This window comes from [Limnothrix rosea] IAM M-220, from assembly GCF_001904615.1.
Classification (GTDB): Bacteria; Cyanobacteriota; Cyanobacteriia; order Cyanobacteriales; family MRBY01; genus MRBY01.
Window position 1 is genome coordinate 1 of the sequence record NZ_MRBY01000012.1, and the last position, 19,586, is coordinate 19,586.

Consider the following 19,586-nt stretch of genomic DNA (forward strand, 5'->3'; position numbering starts at 1 on the left):
AAGATGAAACGATATCAAGCTGGCTTAGACAATAATTTTTTGCTGAAGATCCTTGCTGATTCGGGCATATTTTGACCTCTTTTTTTGATGCGATTACCCTGCTTTCGCAATTTTTTATTATCTTCCTGAAAACGAAAGCGGGTGATGTACCCATAGACCGCAATGAATGTTAATGGGATAAAGGCAAATAAAGCTGTTTCCTTAGCCTCTGCAGTACACTCCGAAGCAAAATCAGTGAGAGAACTTCCCACTGCCAAAAAACAAAATATTAATAATCCCTCTAACCATTTATTTAATTTCATAACTAATTTTTAGTGGCTTGATTTGATCATTATTTATCAGTCCAATTGTTCCCGCAATCTTTGTGATGACTGTTTTTCCTGTTATGACTTCTTTGAGTTCGAGTATTTCTAGACCCGCATTTTGGGCATTTTGGAGTAATGATTTCATTAGATGATGCATTGGCGCACTCTTCTTTCTCACCATCAAATCCTGACCACGGGACTGAAACAGTAACACCCCGCTTCAATGTCAACAAGATGGCGTTCTTTCCAACCAACAAATCCCGATCGCCGGACTGAAATACGATCGCCGTTGTATTGAGTGATAGCTGAACTTTCCTCTAGGATAAAAAGTAGATATCTTTAGGATTGCCATGCGAACCATTGCTGCTATTAACGAAAAAATCCTCGCGAAACAAGCTGTGGTTTGGACAGTCGAAGAAGTAAAGGCAAAGGTCGCGGAGTGGGGGATCAAAAAAATTGCGGCGACGGTGGATGTCGTGACCACAGGCACCTTTGAGCCGATGGAATCCTCTGGGGCAATGCTCAATCTTGGTCATACTGATCCGCCGATCAAAATTCGTAAATGCTGGCTGGATGGTGTGCCTGCCTATCCGGGTTTGGGGGCGGTGGATATCTATCTTGGGGCAACGATGCCAGAAGATTTAAGTGAACAGGAAATGAGCGTTAGCGAACTGGGCGATCGCCCCACACCCCAGCGCGGTGGCGGCCATGTGATTGAAAATTTAATCGCGGGCAAATCTGTCCATTTACATGCCATCGGTCAGGTAACAGACTGCTATCCCCGCAGCAGCTGGGACAACAACATTACTAAAGATCAAATTAATCAGTTTTATTTGTTTAATCCCCGTAACCTTTATCAAAATTTTATTGTGGGCGTAAATGGTGGCGATCGCCCGTTACATACCTACCTCGGTCCTTTGCAGCCGCGCCTAGGAAATGCCGTCTATGCCTGCTCCGGCGCAATGTCTCCACTATTAAATGACCCCGATTTAAACCTGATTGGTATTGGCACTAAAATTTTTTTAGGAGGAGGAATCGGTTATGTCGCTTGGGAGGGAACGCAGCATTTTCCGCTCCAAAAACGATTACCGAACGGTACGCCCCTCGGCCCTGCGGCAACCTTAGCCCTCATCGGCGATGCGAAACAAATGGATACCCGCTGGATTCGTGGTTGTTATTTCACAAAATATGGCCCTTCGTTAATGTTGGGAGTGGGTGTACCATTACCTGTCCTAGACGAAGCCGTGATTGCCCGCTGTGCTGTACAGGATAAGGAAATTGTGGCACCTGTGATGGATTTCTCGATTCCCCGCCGGGTGCGCCCAACCTTTGGGTTAGTCAGCTATGGACAATTAAAAACAGGGCGCTTAACCATTGATGGTCGTACAGTAAAAGTTGCCCCGGTCACAAGTTTGTATTTATCGGGTCAGGTTGCCCAAACCCTGAAACAGTGGATTGAGGCGGGAGATTTCACGCTTACTGAGGCTGTAGCTCCAATTACTGGCGATCGCCCCTTCTTGGCTCAGGAACAATGGCAACAAAAAATCTAATACTAATTTTGTTGCAAAATCGGTCATCCGGTACAGCATCACTACAATAGTAGAAACGAACTAGACACTAGAGGGCTATTTGTGACCTCATCCCTTGCGATTCCTAGATTCAATCAGTATGATTTGATGAGATTTTTTGTCAAACCCTGGGCAAGGCGGGGAAATTGGGTCACGAAATATTATGACTGACACAGCACCAGACGCGGGTAGTGATCCGATTATTGCGGCATTGCAACGTGCTTATGCCGCATCTTTTGAGTTGGAATTGTCAAAGGGTAGTGAACGCAACCGGGGCATTGTGGCGATCGCCGATGCCATTGAAGCACAAATTCCAGCGATTTTAGAAGCAAATACCCTTGACCTTGAAGCAAGTCGAGAAATGGCTGTTTCGGAGCTTATTCTTGATTGGTTAAAGCTGACACCAGAACGTTTAACAGAAACCGTTGAACTATTACGCCAGCTCGTAGATCTGACCGATCCGCTGCAACGGGTGAGTAATGCACCTTATCAACTGAGTGCCTACCAGAGTTATTACCAGAGGATGCCCCTCGGTGTCATTAGTTTGATCCATGAGGCTTTTCCAGAACTGGGGGCGATCGCCGCTGGACTATGCCTGAAAACCGGTAATAGTCTGATGATTCGTGGGTGTGGCGACGGGAGCAACTCCAATCAGCTGATTTCTCAGATTATGCAAATTGCTCTAGCCGATGCTGGCTTCCCCGCCGGTTGTGTCGAATCCGTGTCCTCTGAGCAGGGTTGCACCGTCCAGAAACTCGTGACCCAAGACCGTTACCTAAATTTGGTCATTCCCTATGGTCGCCCAAGCCTGATCCAACAGGTGGTACAACAGGCCACAGCGCCCGTTCTGCGCACCACCATGGGCAACTGCTATATGTATTTATCTCCCACGGGAGACCATGACCTCGCCCACTGGATTATCACCGATAGTCATCGCTACGAGCCGGATGCGGTTAATGCCGTCGAAAAAGTTTTGATTAGTCCCGACCAAAAGCCCTCCAGCCTTATTGGTTTATTTAAGTCTCTGCAAGATGGAGGGTTTCGCCTCAAGGGGGATACCGAACTTGTTAAGGAATTTCCGGAGCACCTCGACCCCACGCGCGGCACAGAATGGCGGTCTTCCTATCTTGATCGTGTTGTCGCTTTCCGGATAGTGGATGACCTCTCGGCGGCGATCGCCCTCATTAACCGTTCCTCTGGCGGTCATGCAGACTGCATTGTGACAGAATCCTATCAAGAGAGTCGGCAATTTGCGACGGAGATTGATAGCGCTTTAGTCTATGTAAATTCTTCGCCCCGTTTTTCCCGCCATCCCCAAGGCAGTGATTCGGTATTTCTGGGAATGTCCAATCAAAAAGGAAACCATCGCGGTTTAATCGGTTTAGAAAGCTTTACGACAGTGAAGCAAGTTGTCCAAGGAGATGGCAGAATTTAAGGCGATCGCCATTCGTCTTTGGAGCCAATCTTTTGCTTAAGTCTGCTGCTGTTGGTCTGTTTACTAGCCTTTCTCTCGCTACGCCTGTTCTTGCCCAAAATATCCGTACCAGCGATCGCCTCCACCTGAGCTATCCCCCGACTAACCACCAAACCACCGCAGAACAAATCTTTTTCATTGGCTCCGCCCCAAATAACGGCACAGTCACAGTGAACGGACAAAACATTAACCGCAGCCCCCTCGGACATTTTGCCCCTAGTGTGCCCCTCCAAGTCGGCAGCAACGAGTTTACCCTAGAGTTTCGCAACGCCAATGGTCAAACCTCTCAGATCCGCCGTACCATCACCCGCTTAGCGAATACCCCAACCGTTTCCAATAGCCTCGAAAACCTCTATCCTGCCGTCGATATTGCCCGCCAACCGGGAGAATTAATTTGCTTCCAAGCCCAAGCCCCTGAAGCCGCCCAAGTGTCAGTGCGCCTTGCCAACCAAAGCATTCCCCTACAGCCCCAAGCCTCCATTAGTCTCCCGCCCAATTCTGCGGTGCTGACCCTAACGAATGATGCCTTGGTAACGGGCTTTTCTGGTCAACATCAAGGGTGTCATTCCTTTGGGCAAATCGGCAATCTAGGCAAACCGACTTACACCATGACCCTCAATGGCGCAACCAGTACCACCACCAGTGTCGGAACCCTCGAAATACTTGATGCCCAAAATCCTGAGGCGATCGCCGTCACCTCCTTCGCTGGCGTTGCCCGTACCGGCGCGAGCACCAACTTTTCGCGTCTAACGCCCTTGCCCCAAGGAACCCAAGCTAGCGTCACCGGCAAAGAAGGGGAATGGTTGCGTTTAGACTACGGTGCATGGCTTAAAGCCGCCGAAACAACGACTCTCAATACCACTGTGCCGCCTCGCTCAATCATTAGAAGTGTGCGCTCCCAAACCTTTGTCGATAGAACAGACGTGATTTTTCCGCTACAAACCCCTGTTCCCGTCACCGTCCAACAAAGCGACGACACCTTTACCCTCATTTTGCATAACACCACCGCCCAAACGGATACCATTTATCTGTCCCAAAGTCCCGTCATTCGTCGCCTCGACTGGTATCAACCGGAGCCTGATCTGATTCGTTATGATTTTCGTCTCAAGCAAGGGCAGCAATGGGGCTACGAGCTGAATTATGCAGGCACAAATTTAGTTTTATCTTTGCGTCACCCACCGCAACTATCGGCAAATTCTTTGGCTGGTTCCACCATTTGGCTGGATCCCGGACATGGCGGCACAGAGTTCGGCGCAGCAGGCTCTACTGGCTATCCTGAAAAAGCAATTAATCTGGTTATTTCCAACAAAATCAAACAGGCTCTCGAAGCAAAAGGGGCGATGGTTTCCATGAGCCGCACTGAGGATGTCAATGTCTCGTTAGGCGATCGCCAAAAAATGATTCGTGAACAAAAACCCACTGTCGCTCTTTCGATTCATTACAATGCCCTACCTGATGCTGGTGATGCGGAAAATACGGCTGGAATTGGCATGTTTTGGTATAACGCCCATGCCCATGATTTGGCGCAGTTTCTCCATGACGAGCTAGTGCAAAATTTAAACCGTCCATCCTATGGGGTTTTCTGGAATAATCTTGCTTTGACCCGTCCCCATGAGGCTCCCAGCGTTTTGCTCGAACTGGGTTTTATGATTAATCCCACCGAATTTGAATGGATTACCGACCCGGCGGCACAGGATCAACTGGCCGGGGCGATCGCCGACGCTGTAGAAAATTGGCTCATGATAAAGACAAAAAGATAAGAGTGAAGACACGGGGACGCTGGGACAAGGTGAGAGGAAGACGAAAAGAGCATTTGTTTATGAACAAGGCTAGAAAAATTTTCAGCACATTCACCCTTTCTCCCAATCTGATTTCATTGCAAGTGTCCCGTGGCGTAAGCAAAACACTCACCCCTTCCCCGAGTCACCCGCTCTCCGTCTCTATCTAATTTGCGGGTATAACCTCAATTTCCTCACCGACACTGACCTCACGCTTAAGCTGAGCAGTAGAAGATTGGCTCGTGATGAAGACAAAAAGATAAGAGTGAAGACACGGGGATGCTGGGACAAGGTGAGAGGAAGACGAAAAGAGCATTTGTTTATGAACAAGGCTAGAAAAATTTTCAGCACATTCACCCTTTCTCCCAATCTGATTTCATTGCACGTGTCCCGTGGCGTAAGCAAAACACTCACCCCTTCCCCGAGTCACCCGCTCTCCGTCTCTATCTAATTTGCGGGTATAACCTCAATTTCTTCACCGACACTGACCTCACGCTTAAGCTGGGCATAGGAGCGGTTGTAGTCCGTAATTGCTTGCTCCAGATTATTTTGAGCCGTTGTTAATTCAGTTTGAGCAGAAATGACATCGGTTTGAGTGCCGACTCCTGCCCTAAAACGAAGTCTCGCTAGGCGTAAACTTTCATCTGCGAGATCGACAGCAACGGAAGCCGTTTGGATGTTGCGCTCGCTCGCCTCTAGATTAAAATACGCCGTTTCTACCGCAAGGCGAATCTGATCACTGCGATTTAAAAAACGGTTCTCGGCGATCGCCTGATCCACCTCCTCTTGGTCAGCACGGGCATTGGCTGCACCACCATCAAACAAATTCCAACGCACCCTTGCACCAACGGAGAAACCATCAGCAGTATCAAGGTCATCATCGTAAATTTCGAGGAGGTCATAGTTGGCAAAGACACTAACCTGAGGGCGAATATTTGCCAGGGCAATTTCCTTTTGGTAACCATCAATTTCCCGCTGTAGGAGTTGTTGGCGTAGCTCTTCCCGTTGTTGCAGCGCTAATAAAATGCTCTCCTCTAGGGACAGTTCCCAACGTCCTGCAAGGTCGATCTCATCGGCAGCGCGAGGGTCAGCATTACTCGGTAAATTTAACAGTTGTGCCAGTTGGCGGCGGACAGTGTTTTGGCTGGCATAGGCGCGGGTCAGTCTTTGCTGGGCATTGGCCACTTCTACCTGGGCACGCAACACATCAAATTTTGTGCCGAGACCTGCTTCCTCTAATTGTTCAGCATCACGCAAACTCCGTGACGCTTCAACCACTGCACTTTCTTCAATGGCAGTTTGGGCACTGGCACTTTGTAGGTCGTAGTAGGTTGTGGTCGCGATTAAACGGGTTTCTTTGGCAATGCGCTCGACATCTAGCTCGGTAATTTTTAATTGGGTACTGGCGGCATCAATTTGCCCGGAGCGCCTGCCCCCTGTGTAAATGTCATAGCTGAGTTCTAAACGGCTATTGAGGGATGTGCTTGCCTCAGACTCGTCATTGCCAATGCGTTCGGCCTGTAGCTCTGCGCCAGCTGTTTCGGAGCGGACTAAATCAGTCTGACTCGTTAAGGTGGGGTATTCGGCGGCGATCGCCTCCCGGAGAGAAAATTTTGCCCGCTCGTAGGTGAGCTGTGCTTCACGCAAATCTTGGTTAGCCGCTAAAGCTCGTTCGACTGTTTCCGCTAATGTCAAATTTAAGATTTCGCTAGCAAGAACCTGTCCTGCTTCCGTTGGTGGGATGAGTAAGTCATCATCAATGGGTGACAGTAGCCGTTGTAATTCTTCGTTGATGCGAAATTCTTCGGGGATTTCACTGACGCTGGGAATGCGACGGGGGGTCTCAGCCATTTGCTCCGGCTCTTCGGGGGCAGCAACCGTTTCGGCTGGTGCTATTTCGCGAGGTAACGTGGGGACTGTGTCCTCTGTTCCTTGGGCAATGAAAGTCACTTCAGTTTCCGGCTGGGGCTGCGCTACGGCAACGGTTTTAGACTCGGCTGTCATTACCTTCTGGGGGGCGATCGCCGGAGAAAATTCACCGAGATGTTTAAAGGTTTCAGGTTGAGTTGTCCGCTCAGGAAGGACTGCAACCTTCGTCATAACGTTAGCGGGCATCAAACTCCCCTCGTTGGGTAACGGTTTTAAGAGGGAAATTCTTTGGGTAACAGGCTGGGATTTGAGGGCAAGGGTGGCAGAGACTAAACTATTTGGCTCCAATACTTCTACTTGTATGGCTGAATCTTGCGCTGTTGCTTGGGCTGGTACTGGATTGGCGATCGCCTCAGATGTGTCTACTGGCACCCGGGTGAGGAGAGTTTTTGAAGTAATGGCGGGGGGCTGTTGCTGGATACTCCCTTGGGGGAATGCCGCTGCTAATTCAATTTGAGGTGCGCTCAAACTACCAATATTTGCGAGGAGTTCTGGAGCGATAACCACAGACTGGTCGGATTTTATGGGGCGAAAATCATTGAGATTTAGGGCGACAAGGTTTTTCTCTGTATCTTTCGCGTTATGGCTGACAGCCGGCTCGCCGATTTCTAAAAGATCTATTGGCTGCTGCGTAAATTCTGCGGCGGACACTGGCATAACAACAGTTGCCGGTGTTTCTTGGGCGATCGCCAAACCGCCTGATCCAAAAATAACAACGCTGCTAGTACTAATGGTAAGAAAATGACGGTAGGCAAGCATGTATTTCTGCAGGGGGTCAGGGAACTGGGGTGAAGCGATTTCACTAGGTAACAGATGCCGAGAAATGTTAAACAGAGAAACTAATGTCATAGTGTAGGCTAAAAACTCAAAACTTTAACTAGCATCAGAAAACACTACCAAGGAAATCTTAGTCAGAGTGTAACGAGATTTTTTAGGAATTAGGTTAAAGTTTTAGTCAAGTTTTGCGCAATTAGTGGGAAATAAATGCAAAGTTCGCGAAATCTTCTACTGTGCATAGCACCATGGCGATCGCCACGGATATCACCGATCTCCAATACTTTTTGACTTCTGCCAAAGCTTAAATTAGCCAAAATTATTTCACTTTAATGAGCTCCACCTCAAAAATGAGCAGAGCATTAGAGGGAATCACACCCGGGTAGCCATACTCTCCATAGCCTAATTCTGGGGCAATATAGAGTTCCCATTTTGAACCTTCTTCCATGAGCTGGAGCGCCTCAGTCCAGCCTTTAATAACGCCATTAACCGGAAATTCCGCCGGAGCGCCTCGCTTGTAGCTAGAGTCAAATTCGCTGCCGTCGAGTAAACGCCCAGCATAGTGAACGCAGACAACATCCGTAGCGGCGGGAGATGCGCCTGTGCCCTCAATAAGGACTTTGTATTGGAGGCCAGAATCCGTTGTAACGACACCTTCTTTCGTCTCATTTGTGGCTAGAAATTCGATGCTTTCCTGTAGGTTATCGGTCATGGTTGCTCTTAATAAAAAAAGTAAGTTGTGGCGGCGAAGTCTGATGTCTATAGTCGTAGTCGGCAAGATCGGCAGGGATTTAACATGTTTAAACGCCCACAGGATCAAGCTTTCAAGCTTATTAGATATCTTAACCTTGATGGCTTTGACTATCGGTTATGGGGACAGAAACTTTGCCAAGAGGTTATTCTACAGGACGAAAACTACCTAGGAGATTAAAGTTAAACTTGTTCGATAACGCATTAAGTAAAGGGAGAAGCTGAACAAAATACATTCTGCACCAGAGATAATTAACGTGAGTTTTGCTTAAGCATGCTCGGAAGTACGACGCGGTGAATGGGAGAGCGAGAGATCGGGAGATATTTCTATGCAAACAATCCTACTAGCTTTCAAAAAATGCAAATTTTCGTTGCTTCCCCGTGTCTTTCCCTCTCCGTGTCTCCTTTTCTCTAAAGAATTTTGGCTACATTCTTATCCATAACTGACGTTAATTAGGCGATCGCCCCGGCCCCGACCAACTATGGCAGCTTGGTAAAACTACAATTCGATCCCCAGCACCTGAGTATAAGCGCCGCGAGCTTGGGTGACACCGATCGTTCTCTGGGAAGCCTCGATCATAGGACGACGCAAACTTACCACCAAAAATTGTGCCCCTTCCGCCTGTTTTTTTACCATTTTCGATAGGCGCTCTACATTGGCTCCATCGAGGAACATATCCACCTCATCAAAGGCATAGAAAGGCGACGGGCGATATTTTTGCAGCGAAAAGATAAAAGACAAAGCCGTCAAAGATTTTTCTCCACCGGACATCGAACTCAACCGTTGAACAGGCTTCCCTTTCGGGTGAGCAACAAGGTTCAAACCGCCAGCAAAAGGGTCTTCCGCATTATCCAGTTGGAGATAGCCATCACCATCGGATAGGCTTGCAAAAATCACCTTAAAGTTTTCGTTGACCGCATCAAAGGCTTTTTTGAATTCTTGAAAACGACGGGTAGTAAAACGCTCAATTCTCGCGAGAACTTCCATGCGTTCCTCTTGGAGAGTATCTAGTTTCTGGGAAAATTCGCCGAGCCGTTCTTGGGTTTTTTCGTATTCTTTAAGCGCCAGCATGTTGACGGGTTCTAGCTCTTCAATTTTCCTTTGGGTACGGCGAATGGTGCGTTGGAGTTTTTCGACTTGCTCGGTAATGGCGGTCAGTGCCTGTTTGAGATCGTCGGGAATTTCCGCTAGCTCCAGAAAAGATTCATCGAGATCTGCTGGTAATTCGGCTTCGTGCTCTTGAATTTGCTGCTGGAGGTGTTCCAGGGATGCGGTGCGTTCTGTTTGGGTTTCTTTGAGTTTTTCGAGTTTCCAGTGGGCTTCCTGTTGGGATTTTTGTAGTTGCTTAAGGGATAATTCCTTGGCATCTCGCTGCTTTTTCGCATCACCCATTTGTTCGGATAATTCGGCTAATAATGTCTCTGTCGAGGTGATTTCGGTTGTGACTTGATCGAGTTGGGTTTGGATAATCTCGATTTGCCCAGTCACTTCTTCCCGTTGCTCACTAATTTCTTGTAAGCGGGTTTCGTCGGTATTAAGTTTGTCGGTGAGACGGGCAATTTGGGAACTGAGATTGGTGATTTTTGTGTTGGCTGCGGCGAGGGCTTGCAGGCGATCTTGCAATGCTGCTTCTTGGGTTTTGATGGTCTTTTGGATGGTTTGCCATGCGCTGTGGGTTCCTGATTCTTCGAGTTGGGCGAGTTGCCCTTGTAAGGTGGTTAATTTTGTTTCGAGTTCGGGCAAGTTTGCGTCGAGTGCTTGGAGGCGATCGCCTTCTTTTTGTAAGTCTGCACGATTCATCTCAAGGGACTTTTGCAACTGTTGGGCAATGGGTCGGAGGCGACTTAATTCTCGTTCGATTTGTTCGACCCGCAACCGTTGTTCCCGTTCTTTCTGACGGGTTTCATTGAGCTGACTGGATAATTCTTTAACGCGGTCTTCTTTCTCTAAAAACGTATTTTCGGTGTAGCGCAGCAAATCATTAATCTCTTCGAGGCGATCGCGCAGGGCTGTGACCTCCGCCGATTCCCCCATCGCCATACTGCCAAAATGCAACGTTGAGCGTTTTGAGACACTACCACCCGTCATCGCCCCAGAGGTTTCAAGCAGTTCGCCATCAAGGGTGACAATGCGGGTTTTGCCCATAAAACTGCGGGCTTGGTTCAGACTTTGGAATACGGCGGTACTGCCAAAAACATACCGAAAAACGTCTTCGTAGCGCGGATCGCACTGGATTAAATTCACCGCAAAATCCACAAACCCCTGGGCATAGCGCGGAATGCTATTGGTCTGAAGTTTTGGGGCACGCACTTTATTTAACGGCAAAAAAGTGGCTCGTCCAGCCCGCTGATTTTTTAGGAGATTAATCCCGGCTGATGCGGTGAGGTCATCTTCGACGATCACAAAACCGAGGCGGCCACCTGCTGCAATTTCGAGGGCAAGCTGATAATTTTTCTCTACCTGACCCAGCTGCGCCACTAAGCCATGGACACCGGGTAATTTGGCATTCAGGATCGCCTTCGTCGCGAAGGTTCCTTGGGCTTCCTGTTGCGCTTGGGAACGGGCTTCTAATTTATCTAACTGCCGCTGTTTATCTCGTAATTCTCGTTCGAGGCGATCGCCAGTTTCTTTTTCTAGCCGCAGATTCTCTTCCGCATTGGCAAACTTCTGTGCCAGACTTTGGATATCCGTTTGCGTTTGGGTCAGTTGCGCTTGGTATTGTTCGAGGTCGGTTTCCTTTTGGGCAATTTCGATGTTGGTTTCGGCAAGCTGTTTCCCTTGCTCTGCAATCTTTTGGTCGAGCTGACTCGTCCGTTCCCGTAATTGCGCCTGCTCCGTGCGTTGGGGCGTTAAGGTGCGTTGCAAATCCTGCACCTGTCGCGATAGTCCCGCCTGTTCTTGCACCCATGCCTCCGAAGAACTAGCCAACTCATCTGCTTGTATACGGCTCTGCTCCACTGTTTCTAAAGCTTTTTGACGTTCTGCCTCAAGTTTGGGTAGCGTCTCTTCCTGCAACGTTAGTTTCTCTTCTTCTAACCGCAACAATGTTTGTTGATTGGATTGGATTTCCCCTAAAAGCTGGGTCTGAATGGACTGCGATCGCCCCTGTTGGGTTGTGAGTTCACCTCGACGCTGTTCCCATTGACTACGCTTCGCCTTTTGCGTTGCGAGCTTCGACGCGACCGAAAGTTGCTCATCCTCACCGAGGGCTTTTACCTTGGCATTAAGGGTTTCTAATTCTTTATTTGTCTCGAAAATTTCCGTATCAAGATTATTAATCCGTTGATTTAGTTCCGCCCGTTCCCTTGCCCCCGACGCGATATCCGACTGTAATTTCTGCTCCTGAATTTGCAGCGATCGCCAAACCAATAAAACTTCCCGTTGCTGTTGTCGCGCCAGGTCAATTTTTAGCCGCTGGTACTTTTCCGCCTTAACCCGGTCATCCGCCAACTTTTCGAGAGTACGTTCTAATTCAGTGCGAATAATATTGCACTTATCTTCCCGTTCCTTCACCTCATTGAGAGTCGAACGAGTCTGGTCAATTTTGCGGTCAAATTCCGCGACTCCCGCCAACTCATCAATAATTTCCCGCCGCTCCCGCGAGTTCATCGTGATAATGCGTGTCACATCACCCTGAAGCACCACGTTATAACCTTCAGGATAAATACGCAGACGATTTAACTGCTCATGGAGCTGCCCTGCCGTGCAAACTTCACCATTAATCAAATACGTCGAAGAATAACTCCCACTTTTTGTGACCCGTAGCTTCCGCGTCACTGTCCAATCTGTGCTGCGAAATTGGCTTAAAAGTTCCTGTAATTCAGACTCATCTTTTTCTTCTGCGTCGTATTGCTGCGCCAAATCCCCAAGGTCAAACGTTACCGAAACCGTCGTTTCCGCTGCACCTTTTCCAGAAGCCTGCTTGGTATTAATCAAATCCGGCAGACGTTCTGCCCGCATCCCCCGCGAACTCGCCAAACCCAAACAAAATAAAATGCCATCAAGAATATTGGACTTGCCCGACCCATTCGGCCCTGAAACGACAGTAAAACCCGGCAACAGAGGAACTGCAACCGTGCCACCAAAGGATTTGAAGTGGGTCAGCTCAATTTGCTTGATATGCACCATAGGCGCAAGGGAAATCTGTAGAGATAGGACGGACTAAAATTTTAGCGTTAGAGCGTTAGCATAGAACAAATATTCTCAAAAATCATCTTGTTTTTAAACCAAGTATTAAGACAATGATTACAGCTCAAGAGAAAATACAGGTTCTTTCACTTCCAATGGATGATCCTGAAAGCATAGACAAACTGTATGAAATTCTATTTATATATATTGGTAAAATTCAAAATGCTGACCAAGGGATTTTTAGCAGTTACCAAGCACCTCGGTTTCACTTTCTACTACAACAGCTATTTTTACTCTTAGAATCACAAAATTCAACATCGTTTATAAAGAAATTTAAAGTAAAGCTCAATATGAGAGCCAGAGGTATAGATAAAATTCTCAATGATATATTTCTGGCTTATAAAAAACGATTAACTAGACAAAACAAATTTCGAGATTCTGAAGCAGTTAACTTATTAAATAAATTAGAAATAGAACTGGAATCAATTTATCCCAAAATCAAAGAAGACTATGAAAACTTTCACCCGATCCGGCAGCTCGGAGCATTGCCGTCGTCACACAAGAATAGGATCAGTCAGCTGATTCAACACGTAGTGAGCTTAATCGAGATAGATAATAACTTAAGGCCTAGAAAGAAAGCTGCAGCCATGAAGTATTTAGAAAAAGCCTTACAAGAATTCGATGCAGTAGACATGGAAGAAGAATTAGGAGGCGATCGCCTCAGTACAGAAGAAAAAATGGCGATTGTGGAACGTTTGTATGGTTGCGCTGCAACTGATGAATCTGCACCAATGGATGAAGAGGTTGATCAAATCTTGTTTGAAGGACTGATGGAGAAATATAAATAGTGAAAGTTTTGTTTGATACTAATGTCATCCTTGACTTTTTTATGAAACGTCAGCCTTTTAACGAGAATGCAAAAATATTGTTTGATGCGATCGCCAACGATAAGATAGAAGCTTTTGTTTCTGCCACATCAGTTAAAGATATCTATTCTTTAATGTCCGTAAAAACTAAAGATAAAGAAGGAGCACTAGAAGCTGTCAAAGAATTACTGAAGATTATGACAATTTGTGATGTAAATAAACGTACTTTAGAAAAAGCAATTGAACTTGGATATAAAGATTTTGAAGATGCCATTCAAGTTGCAGCGGCTGCACCAGTGGATCTTCAATTAATTGTTACTCGAAATCTAAAAGACTTTAAAAACTCTCCAATTCCCGCGGTGACTCCTGAAATCTTGATTGCCCAAATTTAAGCTTTTATGATTTTAAGACTGATTGCTCGATAAATTCTTCAAAGGTTTTTGCGGCGATCGCCCCATTTATCGCCCCATTTATCGCCTCAGAAAGTTCTAAATTTAGAGAATGCTTTTCAAGTTGGGCTTCGTAAAAACCAACAGATTTGCCAAAACGCCGCTAAAAAATTTCGCTGAGTACCGTTTTTAAATAATTTGTTTGTCGTAATTGTTGATCTCGAAGATCTTTTTCTTGCTGGCTAATGAATTCTAAAAGTTGCTGGAGGGATCACGCTAAAATCCCTAACTCATCGGGGCGATCGCCGAAATTGTGGCCGCAACATGAGCCGGATCTACAGCCATAAACAGTCAATAAAATATCTTAAAACCCCTAGAGAGGCAACTTACATAATTTGCTTCAAGAAAGAAACATCCGCATCCCCAAAATGCACACTTAAGGCAATATGCAAATTTTCCAATGATTTAACTAACCAAGGAACACCATCTTTCGAATGGGACTCATAATGGCTAAACAAAATCGAAAAACGCCGCTCTAAATGAGGTTTTGCCTTACCACACATGAGAACCAACTTCAAAAGTAAAGCAACCGTTGCCGTAGGCCCCAAATTTGTGATCATATCCACGAAGATATAGTGCTCAGGATTTTGCGGGCTATCAACCACCAAAAAATTAAGCAATTGACTAGTCGTCCGCATCATTAACAATTCATTGGGGCGATGGTCATCATAGCGGGGCAAGATGGTTTGTAATTTCTGGTAAAGCCGCTTATTAAACTGCAAATCACCATATTTTCGATCAACACTTGAAACCAAATACCCAAAAAGCTCATTTTTAAACTCGTGATAGGACACCACTTCCGAGCTGCGCCGTAAAAAATGCCGCGATAAATCTCGATAGCTATGACCCCTTTCCGGCTTCCCGACAAATCTTTTTAAGGCCGTGCCAAGCTCCCTTTCCGTGAGCAAGGTCGGGTTGTGGACACCATGGAGCATACGACGCGCCTGCTTCATCGATTGCGTGCGCCGCGCTAGCTGAGCAAGACGAACTTGGTAAGTCACGTACTTGGATAAATCAAGTTCAAAGGAGCGCTGAATTCGTTCTTGGACTTGCCGTACGGTTTGTTGGTGCTCAATGCTACTGTCTTCGCTGAGCAAACAATGCTCATAAAGGTAAGGATAGCGACGAATGAGCTGACCTACGGGGATATTGTCATCACTCCAAGTGAAATCTTTCCCCCCAATCTCGATCACCCGCGACAGACGTTGTAGTGTCAAATATTGCTCTGTCTTAATAAAGTCGGCAACAAGCTGTCGGAGTCGACGGGAAAAGCGAGAAGTCGAGAGATTCGGTGGCGGTACAGATTTAAATAAATCCACCAGTTTGGGAATGGCTTTTTGGAGCTGTGGGTGGATCTGCCAACGGTTAATGAGAATGTGGCAACAGCGATTCAAAATATACTTAAAATCTTCGTCAATGGCCGGATCATTGAGAACTTCATGGAGGGCTTGTTTGAGTTCTTCGTTGGGGGCATCGCGGCCTTCTAGGAGGAATTGTTGAAATTGAGGGAGTAATTCTTCCGGTGTTTGTGTTTGAACGGAGTAGAGTAAATAGTCATACAGCTTCTGCTCGGCATAGGTTGTATGCCTTAGAGGGGATACTAGAGGAGAAGCTTTAGTCACGCTGTTTCTTTTTTGGGTAGGGTTAATGGAACAGAAAAGGGAAAAGGGAATAATTTAATCTGGCAGTTAAAAAACTGATGTACCCGAAACAATTATAGAAAGGCGGAGGGGTGAGTCGGTGGGTGGAGTATTTCTATTTTAAGTAAGTCTTTTTTTTGTGAAATATTGGTTTTGTCAAAAATTTTAGAGTTGTTGTGGGGGTTTAGGGATGAGATTATCTTATTATCCTACCTTTATCCTAGGGTTGATACTGCGAAAATACCGTAAGAATTTAGTGAAGATTGTCTGGGCGATCGCCGTTTTTTTCTGTCGTGTAAATGAGAGTGTTTTCGTTTTTTTATGATGGTTGTTTGCTTTGTCCATGGCTGGGGCTAGGGTAAGTTGTGGTTGATCGGGAGAAAGATTGGGTTAACTGGTGGGACAAAATGACATAAGATGCCTGAAAGTTGCGCTTGATTTTCGGTGGTTATGGGTATTTCGTTAGATTTATCGCTGTTAACAGAAATTTTGGGGCAAAATCTCCAGCGATCGCCTGTTAATTTTGCTAATGGCACAGTACGAAGTATTTCGACGGATACAAGGGAAATTTGTGCCGGGGATCTGTTTGTGGCTTTGGTGGGTGAACGTTTTGATGGTCATGACTATGTGACACAGGCAGGGGCAGCTGGGGCGATCGCCGTGATTACGAGCCGAGAGGTTGAGACGACTTTACCGCAATGGATCGTGGCGGACACGGTACGGGCCTACCAAGATCTTGGCCATTGGTGGCGTAAGCAGGTTGATATTCCGATCATTGGCATTACGGGCTCGGTGGGGAAGACCAGTACGAAGGAATTGATTGCGGGAGTTTTGGCGACCCAAGGGAATGTGCTCAAAACGGAAGCGAATTTTAATAATGAAATCGGTGTGCCCAAAACGCTGCTCAATCTTACAAAAGACCATGATTTTGCCGTCATTGAAATGGCGATGCGTGGTAAAGGGGAAATTGCTCGCTTAGCTGAGATTGCTATGCCGACAATTGGCATTATTACAAATGTTGGCACGGCACACATTGGTCGGCTTGGGTCTCGGCAGGCGATCGCCGCCGCGAAGTGTGAACTACTGGAATTTATGCCGGATACGAGTGTGGCAATTCTCAATGGTGATGATGAGCGGTTAATGGCGACAGCTAAAACGGTGTGGTCGGGGCACACTCTAACCTATGGTTTGGCCAAGGGTGAGTTACGGGGCGAATATGATGATGCGGGGACGTTAACGGTCGCAGATCACATCTTTTCTCTGCCTTTAGCGGGGAAACATCATGCCTTAAATTATTTGGCTGCATTGGGTGTGATGCAGGTTTTAAACTTGGGTTGGGCGCAGCTCGAACAGGGGATTTCCTTAGCGATGCCGAAGGGACGCTCCCAGCAAATCCAGTTACCCAACGATATTGTTTTGTTCGATGAAACCTACAATGCTGGTGTGGAATCGATGTTGGCGGCTCTAGAGCTATTAAAAAGTGCGAAGGGCGATCGCCATATTGCCGTGCTCGGAACCATGAAAGAGTTAGGGGCATTTGCGCCAGAGCTCCACCAACAAGTGGGCGCAAAAGTTGAGGAGCTACGGCTTGATCAATTGTTTGTCTTAGCCGACGAACCGGTAGCGGAGGCGATCGCCACGGCAGCACCCAACATTTCCAGTCAATGTTTTACCGACCATACTGCCCTCATTACGGCCTTAACATCCGAGCTAAAACCCGGCGATCGCATCCTGTTTAAAGCCTCAAACTCCGTCGGTCTCAATCGCGTTGTAAAGGCTCTACAGGAAAATTAATTGGGTAAATTTAGCACCAATAAATCCAGCATTTGGGAACCCGCAAAAAAGACAAACAAGCCAAAACTTACCAAACTAATCAACATCACCTGTAAATTAAGAACTTGAATCGCGCGACGTAGATCCCGTTGGTAGTAGTACCGAATTTGTTCAAAACTTTTTGATAATGTCCCTGCCGCCTCGCCAGTACGAATCATCTGTACAACCATCGGTGAACAATAGGGCTGCACGGTGTCTGATAGTTCCTTACCGCGACGCACCTGTGGTTCAACGCGTCGCATCATTTGGTTGATCACTGGGTCAGGAAAATCGCGTTTCAGCCAATCTAAAGCTGAGCCGAGGGAGATGCCGCAATCTAGGGGCAGCTGCAAATAGCTGAGGTTAATCATGGTCTGGAAAGCAAATAATCTTTTAAAAGGCGGCACATAGCGGAGGCGATCGCCGAGAGGCGGCCAGTGGATTGCACCATAAATAAAGCCGACTAAAACGAGCGCCACACCAGTGGCCACTAACCAAAAACTTAAACTCGTGACCACACCACCGAGCAATAAAAAAAAGACCATTGTCCATGACCACACCATGCGAAAAAGTCGTAGCACCATGCCACGAATTAAACGACGACGGGCCACTATTTCCGTCAAGGTTTTCGCTAAATCCTCACAGGCGATCGCCAAAGCACCACTTTTTTCAGCCAGGCCAACCACAGCCATCACCCAAGGCGAAAATTCCTGACCTAAAGACTTAAACGCCGCCGCCAAACTTGCACCACGCTCCAATTGGAAGCCCACCTGTTGCCAACGGAGCTGTCCCTTCCCTTTAGTCTTCATCGATGCGAGTCCCACAGCCTGACCGATCCCCACACCAGCCTTGAGCATCGCTGCTAGCTCCTGAAAAAAAATTGCCTGTTGCTGCTCATTCATAACTGCCGTTAAAGCCCAAAATCGCTCGATAGTGACGGTTTCTTGCCCACCGATAAGTATTTCTTCTTAGGTTTTTTGGCGATCGCCCTACCCATGCTCCTAGGCTAATGCGATAATTGATTTTCGTGACGACCTTTAGTAAAGATTTTTGAGTCAAAAAATCCATGATGTCAGCCCGGCGATCTATTTTTATGCGTCTTTTCCTTAGCTTCTGCATTGTCTTAGTCACAATGCTCTCGACCTGTATCTCCCCGGCTTGGGCTGGTCTGAACGACGATCGTTACGACGGCAATATCTTTGTGCTTTACGCCGGTAACGGTTCCCTAGTTCCTCCCCGACTGAGCCTCAAGGAAACCCGCGATCGCCAATTACCCGCCCTGATTGTGTTCTACGTTGACGACAACAGCGACAGTAAGCGTTTTGCCCCCATCGTCTCCGAAATTCAGTCTTACTACGAAAAAGTAATTAGCATTATCCCCGTGGCAGTCGATTCGATTCCCATCAAACAAAGCTACAGCAAAGACGAAGTTGGCTATTACTACTCCGGCAAAATTCCCCAAACAGTCATCCTCGACCAGAACGGTAAAGTTTTATTTGACGAAGTCGGCCAAGCAGACTTTAACGACATCGACAACACTTTTCGTAAGCTCTTTGATCTCCCACTACGTGAAGGCAAAAACCTCCTTAAACCGAGTCGAGCTTTCAACGAATACAACTCTGGCTACGAACCCCAATAGTTTATCTTTGCCTAACCCAACCTAAAAAAATAATCAAAATCAAGTCAGCTCTTCAGGGCTGATTTTTTTTGGGATAACGAGATAAAATCACCGTAGTTTTGCCCAGAATGTTGAGGCGATCGCCAACACATAAACATTGCGCATCAAAATCAAATACCCCCCTTTTAAGAACAGAACAATCTCAAAACCACGAAACCCCACCATAGAATCAATTAATAACCCATAAATTGACGATTCTTGACTGATGATTCCCTTGTTTAAAATAATTCTGTTTCCCGATTTATCCCCCTTTCAAAGAGCGAAGACAAAACCAGACAGAACCCCAGTCAATCTAGACAAAATCCAATTAATCCCAGCAATCATCAAGGCTCAAAAAAGACATAGCCTTGCCTCCCATAATCACTTAGAGGCAAATTTTCCGCGAACTGCGACCACCTCTCAGAAGCCCTGAGCTTCCCCAAACAAAACAGAAC

14 protein-coding genes are annotated in these 19,586 nt (G+C 46.8%); 7 read left to right on the top strand and 7 right to left on the bottom strand.

Going from position 1 to position 19,586, the window contains the following annotated elements; genetic code table 11:
• Window positions 1-14: 14 nt before the first annotated feature.
• Window positions 15-302, bottom strand: coding sequence for a hypothetical protein (locus NIES208_RS06945; RefSeq protein ID WP_075891115.1), 288 nt, complete (start codon window positions 300-302; stop codon window positions 15-17).
• A gap of 353 nt (window positions 303-655) precedes the next feature.
• On the opposite strand from NIES208_RS06945, the gene NIES208_RS06950 reads away from it, so the two are divergent.
• The 3 genes from NIES208_RS06950 to NIES208_RS06960 all read left to right on the top strand — a co-directional run bounded on the left by NIES208_RS06950 (window position 656) and on the right by NIES208_RS06960 (window position 5,107).
• Window positions 656-1,855, top strand: coding sequence for a homocysteine biosynthesis protein (locus tag NIES208_RS06950; RefSeq protein ID WP_075891117.1), 1,200 nt, complete (start codon window positions 656-658; stop codon window positions 1,853-1,855).
• Between the two features lie 181 nt (window positions 1,856-2,036).
• Window positions 2,037-3,308, top strand: a complete 1,272-nt coding sequence (locus NIES208_RS06955) for a glutamate-5-semialdehyde dehydrogenase (RefSeq protein WP_075891119.1) — start codon at window positions 2,037-2,039, stop codon at window positions 3,306-3,308.
• 32 nt (window positions 3,309-3,340) lie between these two features.
• Window positions 3,341-5,107 carry an N-acetylmuramoyl-L-alanine amidase gene (locus tag NIES208_RS06960; RefSeq protein WP_075891121.1) on the top strand — a complete coding sequence of 589 codons (1,767 nt, stop codon included), beginning with the start codon at window positions 3,341-3,343 and terminating at the stop codon, window positions 5,105-5,107.
• 465 nt (window positions 5,108-5,572) lie between these two features.
• Here NIES208_RS06960 and NIES208_RS06965 read toward each other — a convergent pair whose 3' ends face one another.
• The 3 genes from NIES208_RS06965 to smc all read right to left on the bottom strand — a co-directional run bounded on the left by NIES208_RS06965 (window position 5,573) and on the right by smc (window position 12,707).
• A complete protein-coding gene (locus NIES208_RS06965; protein ID WP_225875267.1) occupies window positions 5,573-7,903 on the bottom strand; it encodes a TolC family protein in 2,331 nt (776 codons plus the stop codon).
• 244 nt (window positions 7,904-8,147) lie between these two features.
• Window positions 8,148-8,540, bottom strand: coding sequence for a BamJ family beta-barrel-assembly machinery protein (locus NIES208_RS06970; RefSeq protein WP_075891125.1), 393 nt, complete (start codon window positions 8,538-8,540; stop codon window positions 8,148-8,150).
• Window positions 8,541-9,077: 537 nt separating this feature from the next.
• Window positions 9,078-12,707 (bottom strand): chromosome segregation protein SMC, encoded by a 3,630-nt coding sequence (smc, locus tag NIES208_RS06980; protein WP_075891129.1) that lies wholly within the window; start codon window positions 12,705-12,707, stop codon window positions 9,078-9,080.
• Between the two features lie 113 nt (window positions 12,708-12,820).
• Here smc and NIES208_RS06985 point away from each other — a divergent pair, with 113 nt between their 5' ends.
• Together NIES208_RS06985 and NIES208_RS06990 are read left to right on the top strand one after the other, a co-directional pair.
• Window positions 12,821-13,555 carry a hypothetical protein gene (locus tag NIES208_RS06985; protein ID WP_075891131.1) on the top strand — a complete coding sequence of 245 codons (735 nt, stop codon included), beginning with the start codon at window positions 12,821-12,823 and terminating at the stop codon, window positions 13,553-13,555.
• On the top strand, window positions 13,555-13,965 hold the full coding sequence (locus tag NIES208_RS06990; protein WP_075891133.1) for a type II toxin-antitoxin system VapC family toxin: 411 nt from the start codon (window positions 13,555-13,557) through the stop codon (window positions 13,963-13,965). Before NIES208_RS06985 ends, NIES208_RS06990 begins: the two co-directional genes overlap by 1 nt.
• Before the next feature lie 383 nt (window positions 13,966-14,348).
• On the opposite strand, the gene NIES208_RS06995 is transcribed toward NIES208_RS06990, so the two are convergent.
• Complete coding sequence (locus tag NIES208_RS06995; RefSeq protein ID WP_075891135.1) at window positions 14,349-15,644, bottom strand: hypothetical protein; 1,296 nt, start codon at window positions 15,642-15,644, stop codon at window positions 14,349-14,351.
• Between the two features lie 468 nt (window positions 15,645-16,112).
• Here NIES208_RS06995 and NIES208_RS07000 point away from each other — a divergent pair, with 468 nt between their 5' ends.
• Window positions 16,113-17,456, top strand: coding sequence for a UDP-N-acetylmuramoyl-tripeptide--D-alanyl-D-alanine ligase (locus tag NIES208_RS07000; protein ID WP_075891137.1), 1,344 nt, complete (start codon window positions 16,113-16,115; stop codon window positions 17,454-17,456).
• On the opposite strand, the gene NIES208_RS07005 is transcribed toward NIES208_RS07000, so the two are convergent.
• Window positions 17,453-18,376 (bottom strand): type II secretion system F family protein, encoded by a 924-nt coding sequence (locus NIES208_RS07005; protein ID WP_075891139.1) that lies wholly within the window; start codon window positions 18,374-18,376, stop codon window positions 17,453-17,455. The two genes, NIES208_RS07000 and NIES208_RS07005, sit on opposite strands and share 4 nt — an antisense overlap.
• Window positions 18,369-18,542, bottom strand: a complete 174-nt coding sequence (locus NIES208_RS18910) for a hypothetical protein (protein ID WP_171971734.1) — start codon at window positions 18,540-18,542, stop codon at window positions 18,369-18,371. Before NIES208_RS18910 ends, NIES208_RS07005 begins: the two co-directional genes overlap by 8 nt.
• On the opposite strand from NIES208_RS18910, the gene NIES208_RS07010 reads away from it, so the two are divergent.
• Window positions 18,541-19,113, top strand: a complete 573-nt coding sequence (locus NIES208_RS07010) for a thylakoid membrane photosystem I accumulation factor (protein ID WP_216349375.1) — start codon at window positions 18,541-18,543, stop codon at window positions 19,111-19,113. The two genes, NIES208_RS18910 and NIES208_RS07010, sit on opposite strands and share 2 nt — an antisense overlap.
• Window positions 19,114-19,586: the final 473 nt, after the last annotated feature.

What these genes read in the sequence shown, in the direction of transcription:
- NIES208_RS06945 (WP_075891115.1), bottom strand. Translation starts at nt 302, where the DNA reads ATGAAATTAAATAAATGGTTAGAGGGATTATTAATATTTTGTTTTTTG.
- NIES208_RS06950 (WP_075891117.1), top strand. Translation starts at nt 656, where the DNA reads ATGCGAACCATTGCTGCTATTAACGAAAAAATCCTCGCGAAACAAGCT.
- NIES208_RS06955 (WP_075891119.1), top strand. Translation starts at nt 2,037, where the DNA reads ATGACTGACACAGCACCAGACGCGGGTAGTGATCCGATTATTGCGGCA.
- NIES208_RS06965 (WP_225875267.1), bottom strand. Translation starts at nt 7,903, where the DNA reads ATGACATTAGTTTCTCTGTTTAACATTTCTCGGCATCTGTTACCTAGT.
- NIES208_RS06970 (WP_075891125.1), bottom strand. Translation starts at nt 8,540, where the DNA reads ATGACCGATAACCTACAGGAAAGCATCGAATTTCTAGCCACAAATGAG.
- smc (WP_075891129.1), bottom strand. Translation starts at nt 12,707, where the DNA reads ATGGTGCATATCAAGCAAATTGAGCTGACCCACTTCAAATCCTTTGGT.
- NIES208_RS06985 (WP_075891131.1), top strand. Translation starts at nt 12,821, where the DNA reads ATGATTACAGCTCAAGAGAAAATACAGGTTCTTTCACTTCCAATGGAT.
- NIES208_RS07000 (WP_075891137.1), top strand. Translation starts at nt 16,113, where the DNA reads ATGGGTATTTCGTTAGATTTATCGCTGTTAACAGAAATTTTGGGGCAA.
- NIES208_RS07005 (WP_075891139.1), bottom strand. Translation starts at nt 18,376, where the DNA reads ATGAATGAGCAGCAACAGGCAATTTTTTTTCAGGAGCTAGCAGCGATG.
- NIES208_RS07010 (WP_216349375.1), top strand. Translation starts at nt 18,541, where the DNA reads ATGATGTCAGCCCGGCGATCTATTTTTATGCGTCTTTTCCTTAGCTTC.
- NIES208_RS18910 (WP_171971734.1), bottom strand. Translation starts at nt 18,542, where the DNA reads ATGGATTTTTTGACTCAAAAATCTTTACTAAAGGTCGTCACGAAAATC.